This is a genomic window from Streptomyces sp. JLYT201 (assembly GCF_059448825.1).
Window position 1 is genome coordinate 760,030 of record NZ_CM182551.1, and the last position, 18,437, is coordinate 778,466.

At 72.3% G+C, this 18,437-nt stretch carries 18 protein-coding genes; 10 read left to right on the top strand and 8 right to left on the bottom strand.

Going from position 1 to position 18,437, the window contains the following annotated elements:
- The first annotated feature begins 22 nt into the window (after positions 1-22).
- Together AC5WAM_RS03155 and AC5WAM_RS03160 are read left to right on the top strand one after the other, a co-directional pair.
- Positions 23-436, top strand: a complete 414-nt coding sequence (locus AC5WAM_RS03155) for an SRPBCC family protein (protein WP_495521464.1) — start codon at positions 23-25, stop codon at positions 434-436.
- A gap of 42 nt (positions 437-478) precedes the next feature.
- Positions 479-1,513 (top strand): DNA topoisomerase IB, encoded by a 1,035-nt coding sequence (locus AC5WAM_RS03160; RefSeq protein ID WP_495521465.1) that lies wholly within the window; start codon positions 479-481, stop codon positions 1,511-1,513.
- A 4-nt stretch (positions 1,514-1,517) separates the two neighbouring features.
- Here the strand turns inward: AC5WAM_RS03160 and AC5WAM_RS03165 are convergent, their stop codons facing one another.
- From AC5WAM_RS03165 to AC5WAM_RS03185, 5 genes are all read right to left on the bottom strand, one after another.
- The gene (locus AC5WAM_RS03165) at positions 1,518-1,937 is read right to left on the bottom strand and encodes a 2'-5' RNA ligase family protein (protein ID WP_495521466.1); all 420 of its coding nucleotides are present in this window, start codon (positions 1,935-1,937) and stop codon (positions 1,518-1,520) included.
- Between the two features lie 193 nt (positions 1,938-2,130).
- The gene (locus tag AC5WAM_RS03170; RefSeq protein WP_495521467.1) at positions 2,131-4,416 is read right to left on the bottom strand and encodes an FGLLP motif-containing membrane protein; all 2,286 of its coding nucleotides are present in this window, start codon (positions 4,414-4,416) and stop codon (positions 2,131-2,133) included.
- Positions 4,417-4,680: 264 nt separating this feature from the next.
- Positions 4,681-5,523 (bottom strand): endonuclease/exonuclease/phosphatase family protein, encoded by an 843-nt coding sequence (locus AC5WAM_RS03175; protein ID WP_366789920.1) that lies wholly within the window; start codon positions 5,521-5,523, stop codon positions 4,681-4,683.
- Between the two features lie 191 nt (positions 5,524-5,714).
- Positions 5,715-7,763, bottom strand: coding sequence for a restriction endonuclease (locus AC5WAM_RS03180; protein WP_495521468.1), 2,049 nt, complete (start codon positions 7,761-7,763; stop codon positions 5,715-5,717).
- 216 nt (positions 7,764-7,979) lie between these two features.
- On the bottom strand, positions 7,980-8,513 hold the full coding sequence (locus AC5WAM_RS03185) for a hypothetical protein (RefSeq protein WP_495521469.1): 534 nt from the start codon (positions 8,511-8,513) through the stop codon (positions 7,980-7,982).
- 356 nt (positions 8,514-8,869) lie between these two features.
- Between AC5WAM_RS03185 and AC5WAM_RS03190 the strand changes: the two genes are divergently transcribed.
- Entirely contained in the window at positions 8,870-9,391 is a 522-nt protein-coding gene (locus AC5WAM_RS03190) for a hypothetical protein (protein ID WP_366789917.1), read from the top strand.
- A 206-nt stretch (positions 9,392-9,597) separates the two neighbouring features.
- A complete protein-coding gene (locus AC5WAM_RS03195; protein ID WP_495521470.1) occupies positions 9,598-10,464 on the top strand; it encodes a universal stress protein in 867 nt (288 codons plus the stop codon).
- Between the two features lie 13 nt (positions 10,465-10,477).
- Here the strand turns inward: AC5WAM_RS03195 and AC5WAM_RS03200 are convergent, their stop codons facing one another.
- Entirely contained in the window at positions 10,478-11,371 is an 894-nt protein-coding gene (locus AC5WAM_RS03200; protein ID WP_495523492.1) for an ion transporter, read from the bottom strand.
- Between the two features lie 235 nt (positions 11,372-11,606).
- On the opposite strand from AC5WAM_RS03200, the gene AC5WAM_RS03205 reads away from it, so the two are divergent.
- Together AC5WAM_RS03205 and AC5WAM_RS03210 are read left to right on the top strand one after the other, a co-directional pair.
- On the top strand, positions 11,607-12,641 hold the full coding sequence (locus AC5WAM_RS03205) for a PucR family transcriptional regulator (RefSeq protein ID WP_495521471.1): 1,035 nt from the start codon (positions 11,607-11,609) through the stop codon (positions 12,639-12,641).
- A 47-nt stretch (positions 12,642-12,688) separates the two neighbouring features.
- The gene (locus AC5WAM_RS03210) at positions 12,689-13,159 is read left to right on the top strand and encodes a GNAT family N-acetyltransferase (RefSeq protein WP_495521472.1); all 471 of its coding nucleotides are present in this window, start codon (positions 12,689-12,691) and stop codon (positions 13,157-13,159) included.
- A gap of 5 nt (positions 13,160-13,164) precedes the next feature.
- Here AC5WAM_RS03210 and AC5WAM_RS03215 read toward each other — a convergent pair whose 3' ends face one another.
- Both AC5WAM_RS03215 and AC5WAM_RS03220 read right to left on the bottom strand, forming a co-directional pair.
- Positions 13,165-13,908: a hypothetical protein gene (locus tag AC5WAM_RS03215; RefSeq protein ID WP_495521473.1), complete on the bottom strand. Its 744-nt coding sequence runs from the start codon at positions 13,906-13,908 to the stop codon at positions 13,165-13,167.
- An 81-nt stretch (positions 13,909-13,989) separates the two neighbouring features.
- Entirely contained in the window at positions 13,990-14,463 is a 474-nt protein-coding gene (locus AC5WAM_RS03220; protein WP_495521474.1) for an ATP-binding protein, read from the bottom strand.
- 396 nt (positions 14,464-14,859) lie between these two features.
- Here AC5WAM_RS03220 and AC5WAM_RS03225 point away from each other — a divergent pair, with 396 nt between their 5' ends.
- From AC5WAM_RS03225 to paaK, 4 genes are all read left to right on the top strand, one after another.
- On the top strand, positions 14,860-15,735 hold the full coding sequence (locus AC5WAM_RS03225) for a Sco1979 family transcriptional regulator (protein ID WP_366789910.1): 876 nt from the start codon (positions 14,860-14,862) through the stop codon (positions 15,733-15,735).
- A 21-nt stretch (positions 15,736-15,756) separates the two neighbouring features.
- Positions 15,757-15,969 (top strand): DUF397 domain-containing protein, encoded by a 213-nt coding sequence (locus AC5WAM_RS03230; RefSeq protein WP_138967539.1) that lies wholly within the window; start codon positions 15,757-15,759, stop codon positions 15,967-15,969.
- A gap of 168 nt (positions 15,970-16,137) precedes the next feature.
- Positions 16,138-16,956, top strand: coding sequence for an SAM-dependent methyltransferase (locus tag AC5WAM_RS03235; protein WP_366789909.1), 819 nt, complete (start codon positions 16,138-16,140; stop codon positions 16,954-16,956).
- Between the two features lie 147 nt (positions 16,957-17,103).
- The gene (gene paaK, locus AC5WAM_RS03240; protein WP_366789908.1) at positions 17,104-18,405 is read left to right on the top strand and encodes a phenylacetate--CoA ligase PaaK; all 1,302 of its coding nucleotides are present in this window, start codon (positions 17,104-17,106) and stop codon (positions 18,403-18,405) included.
- The last annotated feature ends 32 nt before the right edge of the window (positions 18,406-18,437 follow it).

Consider the following 18,437-nt stretch of genomic DNA (forward strand, 5'->3'; position numbering starts at 1 on the left):
GCTACCCCAGGACGGGACCGCCATGACCGAGTACGAGCGTTCGCGCACGATGCCCGCGCCGCCCGAGCACGTCTTCGACCAGGCCGCCAACGTCGACGCGCTCGACAGCTGGCTGCCGGGCGCCCTCCACGTGCGGGCCGGGCACCTCCCCGACGTGACCGTGCACGAGGACCGCACGGACGAGGACACCGCCGCCGAACTGCGCGTCCGGCGCGAGCAGATGCGGCTCGAATGGGGCACCCGCGACCAGGACGGCTACACCGGCTGGCTCCAGGTCACCGGGGGCGAAGGCGGCTCCGGCGAGGCGACGGTGCACCTCACCTTCCGCGACGAGAGCCACGACCCGGGCAAGGAGGCCGTCGACGCCGCGCTGGACGACAGCCTCCGGCGTCTGGAGGAGCAGGTGCGCCTGCGCGTCGACAACGCGGCGGGCTGAAGCGCGCCGACGGCCACCCGCCGCGAAGTCCTGGAGGTACGTGTGCGCCTCTCCCACAGCCGTCCCACCGACCCGGGTTACGCCCGCAAACGGCACGGGCGCGGCTTCCGGTACCTCGATCCGCACGGCCGTCCCGTACGCGACCGCGCCGAGCTGGAGCGCATCAAGGCACTGGTGATCCCCCCGGCGTGGCAGGACGTCTGGATCTGCGCCAAGGCGAACGGCCACCTCCAGGCCGTCGGCACCGACGACGCCGGGCGCCGCCAGTACCTTTACCACCCGCGGTTCCGCGCCGAGCAGGAGCGGGCCAAGCACGAGCACGTCCTCGACGTCGCGGCCCGCCTGCCGAGAGTGCGCCAGGCCGTGGAAGCGCACCTGGGTGACCGCGGGCTCACCCGGCAGAGAGTCCTCGCCACCGCCGTACGCCTTCTCGACCTGGGGTTCTTCCGGATCGGCAGCGACCGCTACGCCGATCTCAACGACACCTACGGCCTCACCACCCTGCTGCGCGAGCACACGCGCTGCGCACGCGGCGAGGTGGTGTTCACCTACCCCTCCAAGCAGGGCAAGGAGCAGGTGCAGGCGGTCGCCGACCCGCCCGCGTGCCGCAGTCTCAGCGCCCTCGCGCACCGCCGCAGCGGCGGCGACCGGCTGTTCGTCTACTGGGAGCGCCCCGACTGGCACGAGCTCAGCAGCGCGGAAGTCAACGCCTACCTCAAGGAGTTGGCCGGTCTGGAGATCACCGCCAAGGACTTCAGGACCTGGCACGCCACCGTCATGGCGGCCGTGGCCCTCGCCGTGTCCCAGGGCGCCGCGCACAGCGAGCGGGCGCGCAAGCGCGCCATCAGCCGGTCGGTCCAGGAGGTCGCCGCCTACCTCGGCAACACTCCGGCCGTCTGCCGTGCCTCGTACATCAATCCCCGGGTCATCGAGTTGTACGAGGAGGGCGTCACCGTGGCCGCCGTCCTGCCGCGCCTGGGCGCCACCGGTACGTACGGGATCCCGGCGACGCAGGGGCCCGCCGAGCGAGCCGTCCTGCGCATGCTCCGCACCGGGCGCGCGCCCAAGGGGCGGTGAGCCGTCACCCCAGCCGGTACTGGGCCCGGCGCTGCCAGCGCGCGCCGTCCCACGCGATCAGCTCGACCGCGCGTACGGGACAGACCAGTGGCAGCGAGGGCGCGAGTTCGCGCTCCAACTCGTCGTACGCGGTCTCTGGCGCGGCGGGCGCCTCGCTGGTGGCGATCGTCAGGTGCGGGTCGAGTCCGGCACCGAAGATCCCCCGGTACGGGACCGCTTCCGGCCACCGCTGGGTGAGCTCCTTGGTGAGTGCCTGGACCGGGTCGCGCGGCCACGGCTCCAGGTAGAGCACCCCCGGATAGCGGCCGAACTCGGCGAACGTCAGGGTGAAGGCGTCGTGCCCGGCGAAGAGCGCGGAGAGTTCCCGCTGCAGCGGCGCGTCGATGCGGCTCTCGTGCAGGAACGGGTAGAGCACGGTCAACATGGGCGGGGAAGGCGGTCCGGACCAGCGGATCGGCCTGGGGAACCTTGATGGTCAGTGCCGTGTCACCGGCCGTGTCGGGCCATCCGCCCGTCTCGTGCTCGCCTTCGGTGAGGTCCCCGTCTGTGGTCATGACACGCCATGGTCGCACGGGTGCCCGGCGGACCGCGGTCCCGCCCGCCGGGCGCCATCGGCGTCAGGCCGTCTGGGGCCGCCGCTCGACCCGCCCCACGTACCACCGCAAGGCCATGGAGACGGCTCCGAAGGCCAGGAACAGGGCGGTGGCTATGCCGAGCGTCCACCAGCGCAGGTCCCCGTCGACCGCCAGCTCGCTGCCCACCCCCGGGTGCAGGCTGTGCAGCAGCACGTGGAAGAAGAAGGTCAGGCCGACCAGATAGAGGGCGTACCAGGCGGGCTTGCTCCATTCCTTCAGGGTCCGCCCGTCCATGCCGGACAGCGGGAGCAGACCGAACACCACGACCTCTATGCCGGCGACGACCGCGAGCCCCACGGCGTAGGCGAGCACGTACCGGATGCTTCCGGGCCCGGCGTGCTCCTTCTGCGCGGCTTCCAGCAAGGGGGCGCCGAGGACCCAGATGAGGACCACGGCGGCCAGTACGCAGATCCCGCCGATCAGGATCGCCTGCCCCTTGGGCAGACCGTCGTCGGGGTCGTCGGGCCTTCGGCGGGGCGACCTGAGGGCCATATAGACCGCGACCAGGCCGTAGACGTACGGGACCGGGAACTCCAGGAACCGGGACATCGCCGTCATCAGGCCCGCGAGCAGCAGGCCCGCGGGGACCACGCGCAGCTCGGAGCGGATGCCGTCCCGGCGCGGGTGCTGGAGGGAGTCCTTGGTCTTCTCGTAGGCGACCAGGATGACCAGCATTCCTACGGCCGCACCGGCGACCTTGATCGCGGTCGACGGACTCAGCGTGGTGTCCGTGTCGGCCCAGACGGCCAGAGAGCCGCCGAGGAGCGCGAAGCCGCACGCCCTGAGCCACCCGGGCAGTCGCGGCGGCCGGGCCCGACTCCGCTCCTGGCGGCGGAGCCACCAGCGGCCCAGCGCGTTGTCGGCCAGCTGGGAGGGGAAGGCCCTCTCCAGCAGAAGGACCACCACCAGGAACCAGGCGGCCATGCCGACCGATCCGGCCAGGTCCTTCAGGGCCCAGGAGACGTCGGCCGGGGTGCGCAGGGCGCCGACGAGCCCGAGGTCCGGATCCTTGCTGGTCGAGCCGTGCCCGTCATCGTCCTTCGGGTCCTTCTTGTCGTCGTCGTGCGGGGAACCCGAGCCACCGTGGTGGTGATGGCCTTTGCCTCCGTGCCGCGTGCCCGAGCCGCCGCCCTGCTTCTGCGTGGGGCTGTTCGACGGCGTCGGCGTGATCGGTCCTGTCTTCCGCTCCGGGAAGCGGGTGGATCCTATGGGCAGTGGGAACAGCGTCAGCGGGTCCCGTGCGGGAAGGGTGATCTCTCCGGCCTTCTCCCGCTCCCGTCCCGGGCAGTCGAGGCTCACGTCCCGGCGGCCCGTCATGGCGGCGGGGATCCGGGCGTGGAGGTCGATCAGCTCCCAACGCCCCCGCTCGGCCGTGCCCTCGGTCGAGTCGGAGTCCAGCCAGGTGTCCAGCCGGCGGCCGCCGATGACGATCGCGCCGTTGACGCAGGCGGCCGGGTAGTCGGACATGTGGATCGTGACCTCGCGCGGGTCCTCCGTGGGTGTGGTGGCCGGTCGGTTCACCCGGTAGGGCGCCGAGTCCCGGACGTCTTGCGGGGTGCGACAGGTCGCGGTCACCTCGTGGCCTCCTTCCGCGGCGGAGGCCGGGACGTGGAACGCGACGGTGAAGCCTCCGCTCTCGGAGGGCGTGCCGCCCGTGACGGACTGCCCGTCCCACAGGATGTCCACCCCGGCTCCCGCGTCACACAAGAAGCCCGTGCCCCCGACGGTCAGACGGTCGCCCGGTTCTCCGGCGTCGGATGACAGGGAGACCTGCGGGTCGGGCCGGGCCGCCGCCACGACGCTGAACACGGCTTCGGCGGTCGGTGCGTCGGCCACGGCCGAGCAGGACGCCGTCATCTCGTACTGTCCCGGGGCGGCGTCCGTCGGCACGAAGACCCGCTGGGCGAATCCTCCGCCGGCGTCGACCGTCACGCTCACCGGCGTCTGTCCCTGCACGGTGAACGTCAGCGGGCCCGCCAGGCCGTCCCCGTCGGAGCAGTCGAAGTCGCTGCCCGTCGCCGTGAACGTCCCGCCCTGCGATACCTGTTCGCCCGGCGGGCCCAGGGTCGGGTCCACGGGATCGGGCAGTGGGTCCGGGTCGCCGGTCTCGGTGGGCGTGGGCTGCGGATCGGGCTGCGGCCCCGAGGGGGACGCGGCCGTGCCCGACGGCCCCGGCGTGGGATCCGTCCCGGTCGCGGCAACGGCCCCGTCCGCATCGCCGCCCACCAGGGCCACGCAGGGCATCGCCGCTGTGACGACGAGGAGCACCGCTCCCAGGAACGCCCCCCATAGTCGCCAGTTCCGTACTCGTCCCGTCCGCTTCATGGCCGTGTCCCCCCACGCCCGCGCGGCCCCCCGGCCGCGCCCCCTCGGCTCCCACTCTTGAGACGAACGACCGGCCCCCAGCCGTTTCCGGCCAAGGGGGCGCAGCGTGGTGCGACCGCACACTCAGCAGGGCAGCACAGCCCCGGCGCACGCTCCGCTCACGCCATCCTCTGCCGCGCGCCCCCGACGCACGGCCGCGGCGGCGCGCTAGGTCAGGTCCAGGTCGCTCTGCACCAGGTGGTGGTCGGAGTACGCGCTGGGGTGCACACGGTGGTCGAGAGAGGCGATGCCGCGGAGGAAGACGTAGTCGAACTTCAGGTTCCAGTCCGTGGTCGGCTTGCAGGCGCCGACCGGCGAGGGGTGGCACTGGGGGTCCGTGTCCGTGGCCAGGGCCCACATCCGGCGGAGCTCGGGTGCGCCCGGCACGGCGTTGAAGTCACCGAGGACGATCGCGCGGTCGTGCCGGGCCACCTGCGTGGCGAGCACACCGGCCTGGTCCGCCCGGACCGCTTCCTGGCTGCGCTGGGCGAGGTGCGTGTTGAAGACCCGGACGGACTTGCCGCCCACCTGGGTGGTGACGGCCATGTATCCGCGGTCCTCGGAGCCGCCGTCGGGGTACTCCACGTTCACGCGGTCCGTCATCGGTGCCGCGGAGAGGATCGCCTGGCCGAAGGCCCCAGGGCTCCACGGCCATCCCCCGCAGCGGCCGCGCTTGCGGAGAACCGAACCGTACTCCACGTGGTAGACGAGTCCGTGGAGGTCCTCCAGATAGTCGCGGATCCTCTCGACGTCCCGCACGCAGGCCTCTTGCATGCCGATGACCTGGGGCGCGTGGGCGGCGATCTCCGCTGCCCGGCCGACGTTGTTGTTCTCGCCGCAGGGATTGCAGATGTTCCAGGTCATGACCCGGTTCGGTACGACGTCCCGGACGGCTTCGACGGGCTGGGACCTGCCGAAGACGGCACCGCTCGGTCCGCTGGGGCCGATGAGCACCAGGCAGGCCACGACCAGGGCGCCCACGAGCAACCGCATGCCCCTTCCGAGCACCATCGCCTCCTCCAAGGGGTGACACGTGGGAGCTGACGTCGCCCCGCACGAGCGTCTCCCCGCACGAGGTTATGGGACGGACCTGTCGGTACCGCATGAGGCCCGGCGGATCTCGTGGTGCGCGGCCGGAAGCCGCCGCCGCGCTCAGGCCCGGCGCGGCGGCTTCCGGAGGCGGGCGGGCCGTCGCCGGAGCCCTACTCCACGGCGATGCCGTAGTCCGGCAGCAGCTGTTCCAGGCCGCCCGGGTATCCCTTGCCTCCCACGACGAAGTCCCAGTCGCCGCTCGCCCGGCGGCGGAAGGACCCGAGGACCAGGGCCGTCTCGCCCGCGCGGCCGTCGGAGACCTCGAGCTGCCCCAGTTCGGTCAGGGCGGGATCCAGCAGGCGGATGCGGGCGTCGGTGAAGTCCGAGAGGTCCGCGTCGGGGTTGGCCTCGGGGTCGATCGCGGCCACCAGGGCGAGCCGGTCCGCCGCTGCGGGCAGCGCTTCGAAGGAGACGCGGAGGGCGGCCTTGTCGGGCGGCGTGGCGGGGTGGGCGCGGACCGCCCCGTCCGGCGTCCGGGGGTTGTTGAAGAACACGAAGTGGTCGTCGCTGAGGACGCGGTGGCCCGAGCAGACGAGCGCGCACACGTCGAGGGCCACGGTGCCGGACCAGGACATCCCCAGGACGTTGTGGTCCTCCGTCTGCGGCGCGGGGGCCGGAGGCGGTGCGGGCGCGGTGCGCTCGCCCAGGCGGCCGTGCAGTCCGTGCCGGTGCAGCAGGTCGACGAGCTCGCTGCCCGATATCAGCTCCAGGGGCTTGCCGTTGGCGAAGGTGTGGGAGCCGGGCCCGAATCCCGACGTGGTGACCAGCACGCCCTTGTTGGCGCCCTGGTCCTGGACCGTGCCGTACAGGTCGCGCACCGCCGTGGGCGGCACGGTGTTGCGGTAGCGCTTCACCTGCACGACGATCTTGCCGCCGCGGATCGGGGTGGGGTCCAAGGCGTCGACGTCCACCCCGCCGTCGTTCGAGCGCTGCGTCATGACGGCCTGCATGCCCATGGCGCGGAAGAGGTCCGCGACGAGCGACTCGAACACGATCGGATCCATGTCGTACAGATCCGGTTCGTCACCGGCACCGCCGTGGGTCACGACGTGGTTGCCCACGTCGTCGGGCCTGCGCCCGAGGCGCACGGGCACCAGCTGGTCCGGCCGTGCCGTCAGCTGGCCCCTGAGCCCGTCGGCCAGGCAGCTCACCGCGTCCACCTGCTCCAGATGCATCTGCGTGAACGTGGAGCGCGGCGCCATGACGGTGGCCAGGAAGATCTGGGTCTGCCTGCCCGTCGCCGGGTCGTGGTCGTCCACGAATCCGTTCAGGGCCACCGATTCGAGGACTCCGTGCTCGTCGGCGGCGAAGAGGTCGTGCAGGACGAGCAGCAAGCACTGGGCGAGGACGTCGCGGTACAGGGACCGGCGCTGGCTCACCGGGCGCGGTGTCTCCTTCTCCTCGTCGGCGGTGACCATGTACCGCACGGACTTCGTCTCGGGGACGACGTCGAAGCCCGGAAGCTCCCAGTCGAGGACCAGCTGTCGTGCCGCCGGGTCGTAGGCCGCGGAGATCCGGCGCGGGAAGCTCTCGGGCCAGGCGGTGGAGGCGTAGAGGGCGGCGGAGAAGTACTCCACGACGGATTCGGGGTCGCCGCGCCGCACTCCCGCGGACACCTCGGCGATGCTCGCGTTGTAGCCGCGCACCTCCGAGAGCTGGCTCTCGGCCCACTGTGCGTACTGCTGGTGGAGTGCGGCCAGTTGTTGCTGCCGCCGGGTCTCCGCCGCCTGCGCGGCCTGCCAGTCGTGTTCGAACCTGGCCCGTGCCTCGGCCTGTGCCTGGGCGCGCCGGCTCGCCGTCCAACCGCCCTGGGCCTGGTACTGGTTCGGGTCCGGCATGGTGACCGGCACGGCCAGGTGTCCCGGCGCGAACGGCTCGACCTCCTCGGGCCGCAGGAGCATGGCCGCCCGGAAGGCGGGGCCGCGACACCCCGACGCCAACAGCGCCTGGAGCGCCTCGACTTGGGAGTCCAGTTCCTCGGTCCGCCGCCTGGCCTCCGCCTGGCGGTATTCCCGGTAGTCACGGGCCTGCTGGCGCTGCTGGGCACGAGCCTCCCGCTCCCGCTCCCTCCGCAGCCTGGCTTCGGCTTCCCTCTGGCGCTGTTGCTGGCGCTGCGCCTCGGCCCAGACACCGACCAGACCACTAGAGCGACGACTCATGCGCGGTAAGCCCTCCCCAGGACGTCAGTCGTCCACCGACCGCCGATCGCCCCCTCGACCAGCGGTGATGAATCAAGAGGGAACAACTCTATCCAGCAATCGACGTCCATCTCCAAACGTGCCGGAGGCAAAGTCCCCCCGGCCGACCGCCTCCGCGGCCCCCCTTCACGACGAGGGCGGGCCCGGCGCCTCAAGACCCGGCGCCAGGAAGCCCCTTCAGGATCCGTCGCCCGCCGTGGGTGGCGCTATCGCGGAAGATCCGGGCGCGGCCGACGGGGCGCACGAACCGCCCCCGCCGCCGGAGTCGCCGCACGGCTGCGGGGGCGAGCTGGAGGTGCTGCCCGTCGTCCCGTCGACGGAGGGGCTGCTGCTGTCGACGCCGCCGATGTCTCCGCCGGGGTACACCCCGATGCCGCTGATCTCGCCTTCGCCGGGCGCGACGGGTGGTGCGGAGGCCGGCGGGATGTCGTCCCCGCCTTCGCGGCCGCCGTCGCGCCCTTCGCCGCCGCCCGCTCCCCCGGCGTCCCCGACGCCGCCGTGATCGGCGGTGCCGCCTCCTCGGTCGCCGGGCGCCTCCGCGCTGGAGCCGCCGGACTGCGCCGAGGCGAGCGGGGACGCCGGTCCGTCGGTGCCGCCCCGCTGATCCGACGGAGTCCGGCCGCCACCGCCGCAGCCCGCCGCGCCGCAGACCACGAGAACCACCACGAGGCCCACCGCGCCCGCACCCCTGAGGCGTCGCATCATCCGCATCGCATCCCCTTGGACAGCTGTGGGTACGCTGCCTGCCGAAAGCGTCCCACCGCGCCGCGCGGGCCGCAGCACCGTGCGTGACCGGCGTAAGGAATCTGAGCATCTTGGTGGAGCGGCGTGACTCGTGACACCGTATGTCTCCCCCGGCCCGCCCCCGGCGACCCACGCGTTCGCCGATGGTCCGCAGCGCGGGGAGGCCGCACCGCGGTCGTCCCGGCCGTCTCGCCCCGGGATGGCCGGAACGCGCCCATAAAACCGTAAAGCGGCTCTCAAGGATCGTCGGGATCTATCGTGCGCATGCGGCCACGCCAGGTGGCCGCCCTTCTGTCGGCGCCGTACCCGAGCCAGAGGTCCTGATGCTGCGCAACGCCCTCTCACTGGCCGCCCTTTCCCTCGCTGTCCTGGTGGGTGCTCCCGCGCTCACCGCCGTCCCCGCGTCCGCCTCCGCCACCACGAACCGAACCGCTCAGGCCGATCCTCCGCCGCCGCCCACCTCCTGGGAGAGCGCGGGAGTCTTCGACACGGAGGCCGAGTGCGCCGACGCGGGCCGGAGCCAGCGGTTCTTCTTCACCTGCCGCCACGAGTGGTGGGAGGTCGGGTACCGCTGGCGGCTGTGGATCTACAAGGGCGACCCCGTCACCAGGAGCACCGCCGGACCGGCGGGCGCGCGGCAGCGGCCGGACTGGGAGTTCGAGGCCAGCTACTACCGGTACGCCTGGTGCGGTCACGCGGGAGCCGACGGCGTGCCCCGGTACTGGACGGCCTATCAGTGCCGGACGGTGCACCTCGGCGGCGATGTGTTCCGCTACGACCTGTGGGTGTGCCACAAGGACGAGTGCCGGACCCGCGCCCGTTCCGACGGCGCTTCACGGCGCTAGACGGCGCCAGACGGCTCTTGACGACGGCGTCCGCGCGTCGCCTCCCGCCGCGAGCTGTGCCCCCTGTCCCGACGGCGCATGGCACGCGACACTGACACGAGAAGGGGCCAGTGGGACGTCGTCCCGTCAGCGCCCCGGAGCCCGTTCCGCACCGCTCGATGCCCACAGGAACGCACCACCGAGCGTCCTTGGAAGAGGTGAGGTGCATGGAACTCCCCCTCGTCGTAGGCATCGACGGGTCCGAGCACAGTCTGCGCGCCGTCGACTGGGCCGCTGACGAGGCCGCCGTGCGCGGGGTGCCGCTGCGCCTGGTGCACGCCGCGTCGCGGAAGGGCGACGGCCTCCCGCTCTCGGACGTACCGGGCGAGCCGTCGGCCGGGGAACTGGCCGACACCGTCGTCGACATCGCCGCACGGCGGGCGCACCGGCGCGACGAGAACCTCAAGCTCTCCGTCCGCATCAGCGACGAGGATCCGGTCCCCGCGCTGCTGCGCGAGGGCCGCGGCGCCGTCGCGCTGGTGATCGCCTCGCGCGGGCGCGGCCGCCTCGTGGAACTGCTGCTCGGTTCGGTCAGCCTCGGCGTCGCCGCTCGGGCCGACTGCCCGGTGATCGTGCTCCGCGGCAGCCACGACAACCAGGCCAGGGCCGGGACGCGGCAGCGCGTCGTGGTCGGCGTGCCCGAGCAGCGGCTCTCGGCGGCCGTCCGGTTCGCCGTCGACGAGGCCGAGCGGCGCCACGTCGCCCTGGAGGCCGTACGGGTGTGGCGCCGTCCGCTGCACGGGACCGGCGCCGCCGGTCACGGGCCTGGGGAGCACGCCGACGGCCACGAGCGGCGCGCGGCGGACGGCCTCGCCTCGGCCGTGCGCGAGGCCGTGGCCGGCCACCCAGCCGTCAAGGTGCTCAAGCAAGTCGTCGAAGGCGCCGCGCACCTGGTGCTCCTCGACGCCTCGGCCCGCGCCGACCTGCTCGTCATCGGCGCTCGGCGAGGACCCGGGCCGCACCTCGGCCGGGTCGCCCACGCGCTCCTGCACCGCTCCGCCTGTCCGGTCGCCGTCGTGCCGCAACCGGCGTGAGCCCCGTACGGGCTCAGCGGCGTGCCCCCGGCAGGCGTTCCAGGCTCTCCTCCAGTTCGTCCAGTGCCCGGCGCGCGGTGGCGATGCGGGAGCGCAGCTCGTGCTCGGCGTCCGCCGCTTCGTCCGGCGGCGCCTGTGGGTTCCGCCGCTGCCGTGCCTCGTGCTGCTCCTCCATCGTGCGTGCCTCGTCGAGGGAGGTGATCACCACGCCGATGAGGACGTTGACCAGGACGAAGGAAGCGATCAGGACGTACGTCGCGTAGTAGACGATGCTCCAGCGGGAGATCTCCAGGCCCGCGCGGACCGCGTCGCCGAGGCCGTCGAGGGTCATCAGGAGGAACAGGGTGAGCACGGCACGGCCGATGGAGCCGAAGTGCTCGGGGTCGGCGTCGGCGAAGAAGACCCAGCCGACCATCGCGTACACGTAGAGCACGAGCGTGCCGACGAGCAGGAAGCTCACCGTGCCGGGCAGGCTGCGGCCCACCGCGACCAGCACGATGCGCAGTTGCGGCAGGAAGCGTGCGGTGCGCAGCACCCGGGCCAGGCGCAGCAGCCGCAGCACCGTGGTGTTCTCGCGCGCGAACGGCAGGAAGGCGCAGAGGACGACGGCGAGGTCGAAGAGGTTCCACGGGTCGCGGAAGAAGGCGCGCGGCCGGTCGGCGTGCGCGCCGAGCCGCAGGAGGACCTCCGCGGTGAAGAGCACGAGGAAGCCGTGCTCGACGAGCTTCAGCTCCTCGTGCCAGCGGTGCACGACCCCGGTGTACGTCTCCACGCCCAGGACGGCGGCGTTGGCGAGGATGAGGACGAAGACCGCCAGGCCGAACCAGCGGGACTCGGTCAGACTTCGGCAGCGCTCAGCGAGCGCTCGTCTGCCGCGTGTTGAGCGCGTGCGCCCGTCGTAGATCATCGGGTATCGCACTGCCCCTCGCCGGAATCCCGTATGCCACTTGCCGGAAGTTGATCTTACGATCTCCGGCCGTGCCGGGCGTCCCTCCAGGGCGAGAATGGCCTGGTCGCGCTGTCCGTGCCGCGATCCTTGCCCGCAGCGGGCCGTACGGCCGCCGAACTCCGGGCCGCCGCCCCCGGATGCGGTCCGCGCTCCGCCAGGGGCCGCGCTCCGACCGGCGCTTATTCTCCTGTTCATGGAGGCACTGGCCGCACGTCTTTCACAGTTGGATTCGCATGTCGAGGGCGCGATCCGCGTCGTCATGTACTACGACACGCTGATGCGGCGGCGGGTCGACCTCCCGGCGCTCGCCCGGGCGTCGGCGGGCCTCGCCGAGTGCGCGGCCGGGATCCGGCTGCACGGCGCGGGGCGGCCGATCCGCTTCTCGCCCGACGGCACCGAGGCGAGGGCCCCGGCGCCGACCGCGTCCTCCACGGTGTCGATCACGCTCGACGAGGAGGAGATCGGCGCGGTGTGGCTGGAGCGCACCGGCCCGGCAGGGCCGCTCGACGAGGTCCTCCTCGACCGGCTCGCCATCGCCGCAGCGGCGGTGGTCGAGCGGTACGGTCCGGCCCGTACCACCATGGCCGACCCCGCCCTCGTGGAGCTCGCCATCAGCGGCGACAGCGACGCGGCGGCCAGGGCCCGCGCACTGCGCCTGTTGGGGTTCGCCACCGGTGTGCCGCTGCGCGTCGTCGCCGTGCGCTCGTCCGTTCCGCTCGACCGGATCAGCGCCGCGCTCTGCCCGGACCGCCCGGTGAAGGCGGCCCCGGTCGGTGACGTGGGCGTGGTCCTGGCCAGTGCCGTGGCCGTGGACCGCTTCCCGGCGGGCGTGCGCGCGGGCATCGGCACCTCCGACAGTCCCGAACGGTCCTGGGGCGAGGCCCGGACGGCACTGCGCTTCGCCACCGAGCGGAGGCCGGTCGTCCGTTTCGACGGCCTGGGCGCGCTCGCGCTCCTCGCGCAGGTGCCGCGGGAGGCCGCGCGCGGCAACGCCGACGTGGCCGCGATCGGCCTCGTCGCCGGCGCCCCCGAGGACTTGGAGACGCTGGAGGCCTACTGCGCCACGGGCTCGCTGCGCCGCGCCGCCGACCGGCTCCATCTGCACCACAGCAGCGTCGCCCGGCGGCTCGATCTGATCGGCAAGGTCCTGGGCTTCGAACTCACCACGCCCGCGGGCCTGGTCCGCGCCGCCCTCGCCCTCACGGCGTGGCGGCTGCTCGACAGCTGAGGCCCCCTCGGGACACAGGCCGCCGGTGCGCCTGTGACACTGTCCCGATGATCGTCAGACTCGCGACTGAGAGCGACTTCCCCGGCTTCCTGAGCCTGGCGGGCCAGGTGGAGCACTGGTTCGGCCCGATGGTGGAGGAGCCCGGCTTCCACCGTGCCGTGCGGGAACACATCGGCGGCTCCTCGGCCCTGGTCGCCCCCGCGCCCTCGGGGACGGGGCTGCTGGGCGGGCTCCTGTTCGGCGGGAGCGCCCCGACGTACCACGTCCACTGGCTCGTCGTCTCCGCACAGGCCCGCGGCCAGGGCGTGGGGCAGGCCCTGATGGCGGAGGCCGGGCGCAGGTTCGGCCCGGGGCCGGGCACCATCGAGGTGATCACTTTCGGGGCCGACCACCCGGGCGCCGTCACCAGCGGCGCCCGCGACTTCTACGCCCGCCTCGGCTTCACCCCGGCCGAGGCCGCGGAGCCGGGGCCGGAGGGCGGTTCGCGGCAGGTCTTCCGGTGCGCCATGCCGGTGTGAGCCGGTCACCAGGTGTCCGCAGGGGCCTCGCCCTCCTCGCCGTCTCCGAACCTCTGGAGGTGGAACTGCGGAAACCGCACGGCGTCCGGGTCGAGCAGGTCGACGAGTTCGACCAGCTGGCGCTGTAAGGCCCGCAGGCGCGGCGCGGAGGGCGCGCCGTCCGCGGCGATCGTGTCCACGTCGGCCAGGGCCGTGGCGAACCACGCCCTGAAGCGCTCGTCGGCGTCGAGTCGTTCGCAGAACTCCGCGTAGTCGAGGCAGCGCCTGCGGCCCGGCTCGCTGTCGGGGTGGATCATGACACTGCCGATGGCTCGCTGCTGGATGCGGAACAGGCGCAGCTCGTCGTGGTGGGAGGTGGACCTGTTGAGGGTCTCGGCGATCCGGGACAGCTGGTTCATGACGCCGCGGTTGGGGCCGCTGCCGCCGAGGTCGAGGAACTGGACGTCCCGCCGGAGGATTTCGACCCAGCCCAGGTATTCGGCGATGACGTAGACGGTGCTGCGCCGGGCCAGTTCCGCGTCCTGCTCGGTGCCCTGGAGCAGGAAGAAGGCGAGGTATCTGCCGCGCAGGATGTTGTACAGGCGGCTCTGGAGGTCGAAGGCCGCCCAGGCGAGGGACGCCCCGTACTGGTTCATGTAGTTGAGCCGCTCGGCCGCGGCTGTCCGGCGCTGCTGCCAGTAGCCGAGGAACGCCGTCGTCGCGGCACTGGCCAACGCCACGGCCGCCGAGATCCACGTGAGCGCGTCCACGGGGAAAACCTAGGGGCACCGGCACGCGCCTGTCAGGCACGTGCCGGTGCCGAGAGTACCGCCCAGGCTTCCGCAGGCCCCTCAGGCGTCCGCGCCGCCGAAGTCCGGCGCCACCGGCGACAGCTCGGCCCACACGATCTGGCCGGTGCCGCCCCCGCTCGGCGTGACGCCCCAGTCCCGCGCCAGCGCGTCCACCAGGGCGAGGCCGCGGCCGCTCTCCCTGTCGAGGTCCGGTGGGCGCTGCGCGGGCACCGTGTCCCCTCGGGCCTGGTCCTCGACCTCGATGCGCAGCCGCTGGCCGGTCACGCACAACCGGCACACCACGTGGTCGCCGAAGGCGTGCGCGATCGCGTTGGTGACGAGCTCGGAGACCAACAGGACCGCGTCGTCGCCGACTTCCGGGGCGAGGTTCCACTCGGTCATCCGCTCGCGCACGTGCAGGCGTGCCGCCCGTACGGAGGCAGCGACGGCCGGTAAACGGAACACGGTCGACCGGTGCGCGGGCAGGGGCCCGGGCACGAGATCCGAAGGCGTGGGGTGGGTGGGGGAAACCACGTGGGTCGCCTTTCGTTCGCCGTCGCCTCACCGACGGTGTCGGCCACGCACCACGGCGTGACGACGCGTACGTGCTCGCCCTCCGCCCGTCGTCGGGCCGCCGAGGCGATGGCACCGGACCGGCACCGCCGCGGGCGAGTCATGGGCTGGGCCCGTCCTGGCCCGCCCTGTCATGACGGGCCGTCAACTCCGTGATCATCACGGGCTCTTGGCCTTCCTGACAGGACGTCCACTGTGACATCTGTGAAGAGCGGACTGCAACCGCTGAGTTGAAATTTTCAATTCGTCACGCGCAAGCTGCTCACATCAGCCGATGATCGTGACAGACTGCGACCGAGGCACCGGTGAGTTGCCCTGGGCGGGCGCTACCGCGGTACGGGTGCGGGGAGGTGGGGCATGACAGCGCAAACGGCGTGGGGCGGCGCCCCCTCGGTCCTGCGCATGATCCTCGGCAAGCGGCTCGAGGACCTGCGGACGCGCGCCGGCCTGACGTACGAGCAGGCGGGCGAGGCCATCGGCGTCAGCCACTCGACGATCCGACGGCTCGAAGCCGCCAAGGTGGCGCGACTGCGCCTCTCCGACGTCGAGAAGCTCCTGCGGACGTACGGCGTCGCGGACCAGCGCGAGATCGACACCTTCCTGCAGTCGGTCCGCGAGGCCAACCAGCGCGGCTGGTGGCACTCGTACCGCGACGTGATGCCCGACTGGTTCGCCGCCTACCTCAGCCTGGAGCAGGCCGCCCACCACATCCGCGCCTACGAGTCGCAGTTCGTCCACGGCCTGCTCCAGACGGAGGACTACGCCCGCGCGCTGCTGAGCGCGGGCAATCCGCACGCCGCGGCCGAGGTCACGGAGCGCCAGGTCGCCCTGCGCATGGAGCGTCAGGAACTGCTGACCCGCGCCGCTCCCCCGCACCTGTGGGTCGTGATGGACGAGACCGTGCTGCGCTGGCCGGTCGGCGGCAGCGCCGTGATGCGCGCGCAGATCGACCATCTGATCGCGGTGACGGCGCAGCCCCACGTGACCTTGCAGGTCATGCCCTTCAAGAACGGCCCCCACCCGGCCATGCGGGCGGGAGCGTTCCACATCTTCCGGTTCAAGGCCCCGGAGCTACCGGACATCGTCTACGTCAACGGCCTGGTCGGGGCCGTCTACCTCGACAAGGGCGACGACGTGGTGGTCTACCGCGAGGCCCTGGACCGGCTCGGCGCCCAGGCGGCGCCCGCCCGGAAGACCGAAGCCCTGCTCGGCGCGATCCGTAAGGAGCTGTGAGTGCACCCCATACGCAACGGCATGCCTTCCCGGGAGCTCGGCGCCCACGGTTGGCGCAAGCCCTGGAGCGACGACGCCGGAGGCGCCTGCCTCGAGGCGAAGAAGCTCGTCGACGGGCGGGTGGCCTTCCGCCAGTCGACCGACCCCGGCGGGCCCGCGCTGATCCTCACGCCTCGTGAAGTGGCCCGCTTCCTCGCGAGCGTGAAGGCCGGCGACGCCGACTTCCTCTGCTAGCACGGCGGCCCCTCGGGGCCTGGCTCTTCCCCCGTTCCGCGCACGGCCCGGGCCGCTCCCGCGAAACGGTTCACCACACAGGCACGCCGCGCATGTCACGGCGCAACTCATCGCACCGCTCACCGCACCGCTCACCGCACAGCGAGATCACGACTGACAGGAGGGGCCGTGTCGCACGACGACGGATGGCCGGCCGACCGGATCGACACCGCCAGCGCGCACTCGGCGCGCATCTACGACTACATCCTCGGCGGCAAGGACTACTACCCCGCCGACAAGGAGGCAGGGGACGTGATGGCCCAGGAGTGGCCCGCCCTGCCCATCCACATGCGGGCCAACCGCGACTTCATGGACCGCGCCGTGACGTATCTGGCGCGGGAGGCGGGCATCCGGCAGTTCCTCGACATCGGGACCGGCATCCCGACCTCGCCGAACCTCCACGAGATCGCCCAGTCGGTCGCCCCGGCGTCCCGGGTCGTGTACGTCGACAACGACCCCATCGTGCTCACGCTGTCCCAGGGGCTGCTCGCCAGCAGCACCGAGGGCATGACCTCGTACATCGAGGCCGACATGCTCGACCCCGACACGATCCTGAACGCCCCCGAGCTGCGCGAGACCCTGGATCTCGACCGGCCCGTCGCGCTCACGATCATCGCGATCGTGCACTTCCTCCTCGACGAGCACGACGCCACCGGCATCGTCAAGCGCCTCCTGGAACCACTGCCGTCGGGCAGCTATCTGGCGATGTCCGTCGGCACCGCCGACTTCGCGCCGGAAGACGTGGCGCGGGTGGCCCGCGAATACGCGGCACGGGGCCTGCCCATGCGGCTGCGCACCCGGGCCGAGGCCGAGCGGTTCTTCGAGGGCCTGGACCTGGTGGAGCCCGGGATGGTCCAGGTCCACAAGTGGCGCCCGGACGGTACGGAGGGTGAAATGATCAAGGACGAGGACATCGCCATGTACGGCGCTGTCGCCCGCAAACCCTAGTTTCCCGCCGGGCGCGGTGCGCCCGCTGCTGCGGCTTCGGCACGGGGTACGAGACCCTTGCCACAAGCCATGAAAGCTTGAATTACTGACCCCGAAACAAGATCGGCCGATAGCTCGGCCGCCCGGCTCGGACGGGGGTATCCGCCCATGGCGCGTACACCGGCACTCCTGGACGCCGCGGAGCGGCTCGGTCGTGAGGAGCTCGAAGCGCTGCAGCTCGAGCGCCTTCAGGACACCTTGCTGCACGCGTACGAGAACGTTCCCTTCTACCGGGCCGCGTTCGACGCGGCGGGGCTCAGCCCCGACGACTGCCATACGCTGCCCGACCTGGCCCGCTTCCCCTTCACGACGAAGGCGGACCTGCGGGCCAACTATCCCTTCGGGATGTTCGCCGTGGAGCAGTCGGAGCTGCGGCGCCTGCACGCGTCGAGCGGCACCACGGGCCGTCCCACGCTCGTCGGCTACACCGAGCAGGACCTGTCGATGTGGGCGGACGTCGTGGCCCGCTCCATCCGTGCCGCGGGCGGCAGGCCCGGCCACAAGGTCCATGTGGCCTACGGCTACGGCCTGTTCACCGGCGGGCTCGGCGCGCACTACGGCGCGGAGCGGCTCGGCTGCACGGTGATCCCCGCGTCCGGCGGCATGACCGCCCGCCAGGTGCAGCTCATCCTGGACCTGCGCCCCGAGATCATCATGGTGACGCCCTCGTACATGCTGACGCTCCTGGAGGAGTTCGAGCGGCAGGGCATCGATCCGCGCAACACGTCCCTCCAGGTCGGCATCTTCGGCGCGGAGCCGTGGACGGAGGAGATGCGGCAGGAGATCGAGGAGCGGTTCGCCATCGACGCGGTGGACATATACGGGCTCTCGGAGGTGATCGGCCCCGGGGTCGCGCAGGAGTGCGTCGAGACGAAGGACGGCCTGCACATCTGGGAGGACCACTTCTATCCGGAAGTGGTCGACCCGATCACCGGGGAGGTGCTGCCCGACGGTGAGCTCGGCGAGCTGGTCTTCACCTCGCTCACCAAGGAGGCCATGCCCGTCATCCGTTACCGCACCCGGGATCTCACGCGGCTGCTGCCGGGCACGGCCCGGGTCTTCCGCCGCATGGAGAAGGTCACGGGCCGCTGCGACGACATGGTCATCCTGCGCGGTGTGAACCTCTTCCCCACGCAGATCGAGGAGATCATCCTGCGCACGCCGGGCCTCGCCCCGCACTTCCAGCTCTGTCTCACCAGGGAGGGCCGCATGGACGCCCTCACGGTGCGCGTGGAGTCCCGCGTGGACACGCCGCGCGGGCGCCGCGTCACCGCCGCGCGCGAGGTCGAGTCGGCGGTCAAGGACTCCATCGGCGTCTCCATCTCCGCGGAGGTCGTCGACCCCGAGTCGATCGAGCGGTCGGTGGGCAAGGTGAAGCGGATCGTGGACATGCGCCACCTCAAGCCCTGACGGCGGGCCGGCCCGCGGGGCCCGCGCGCCCC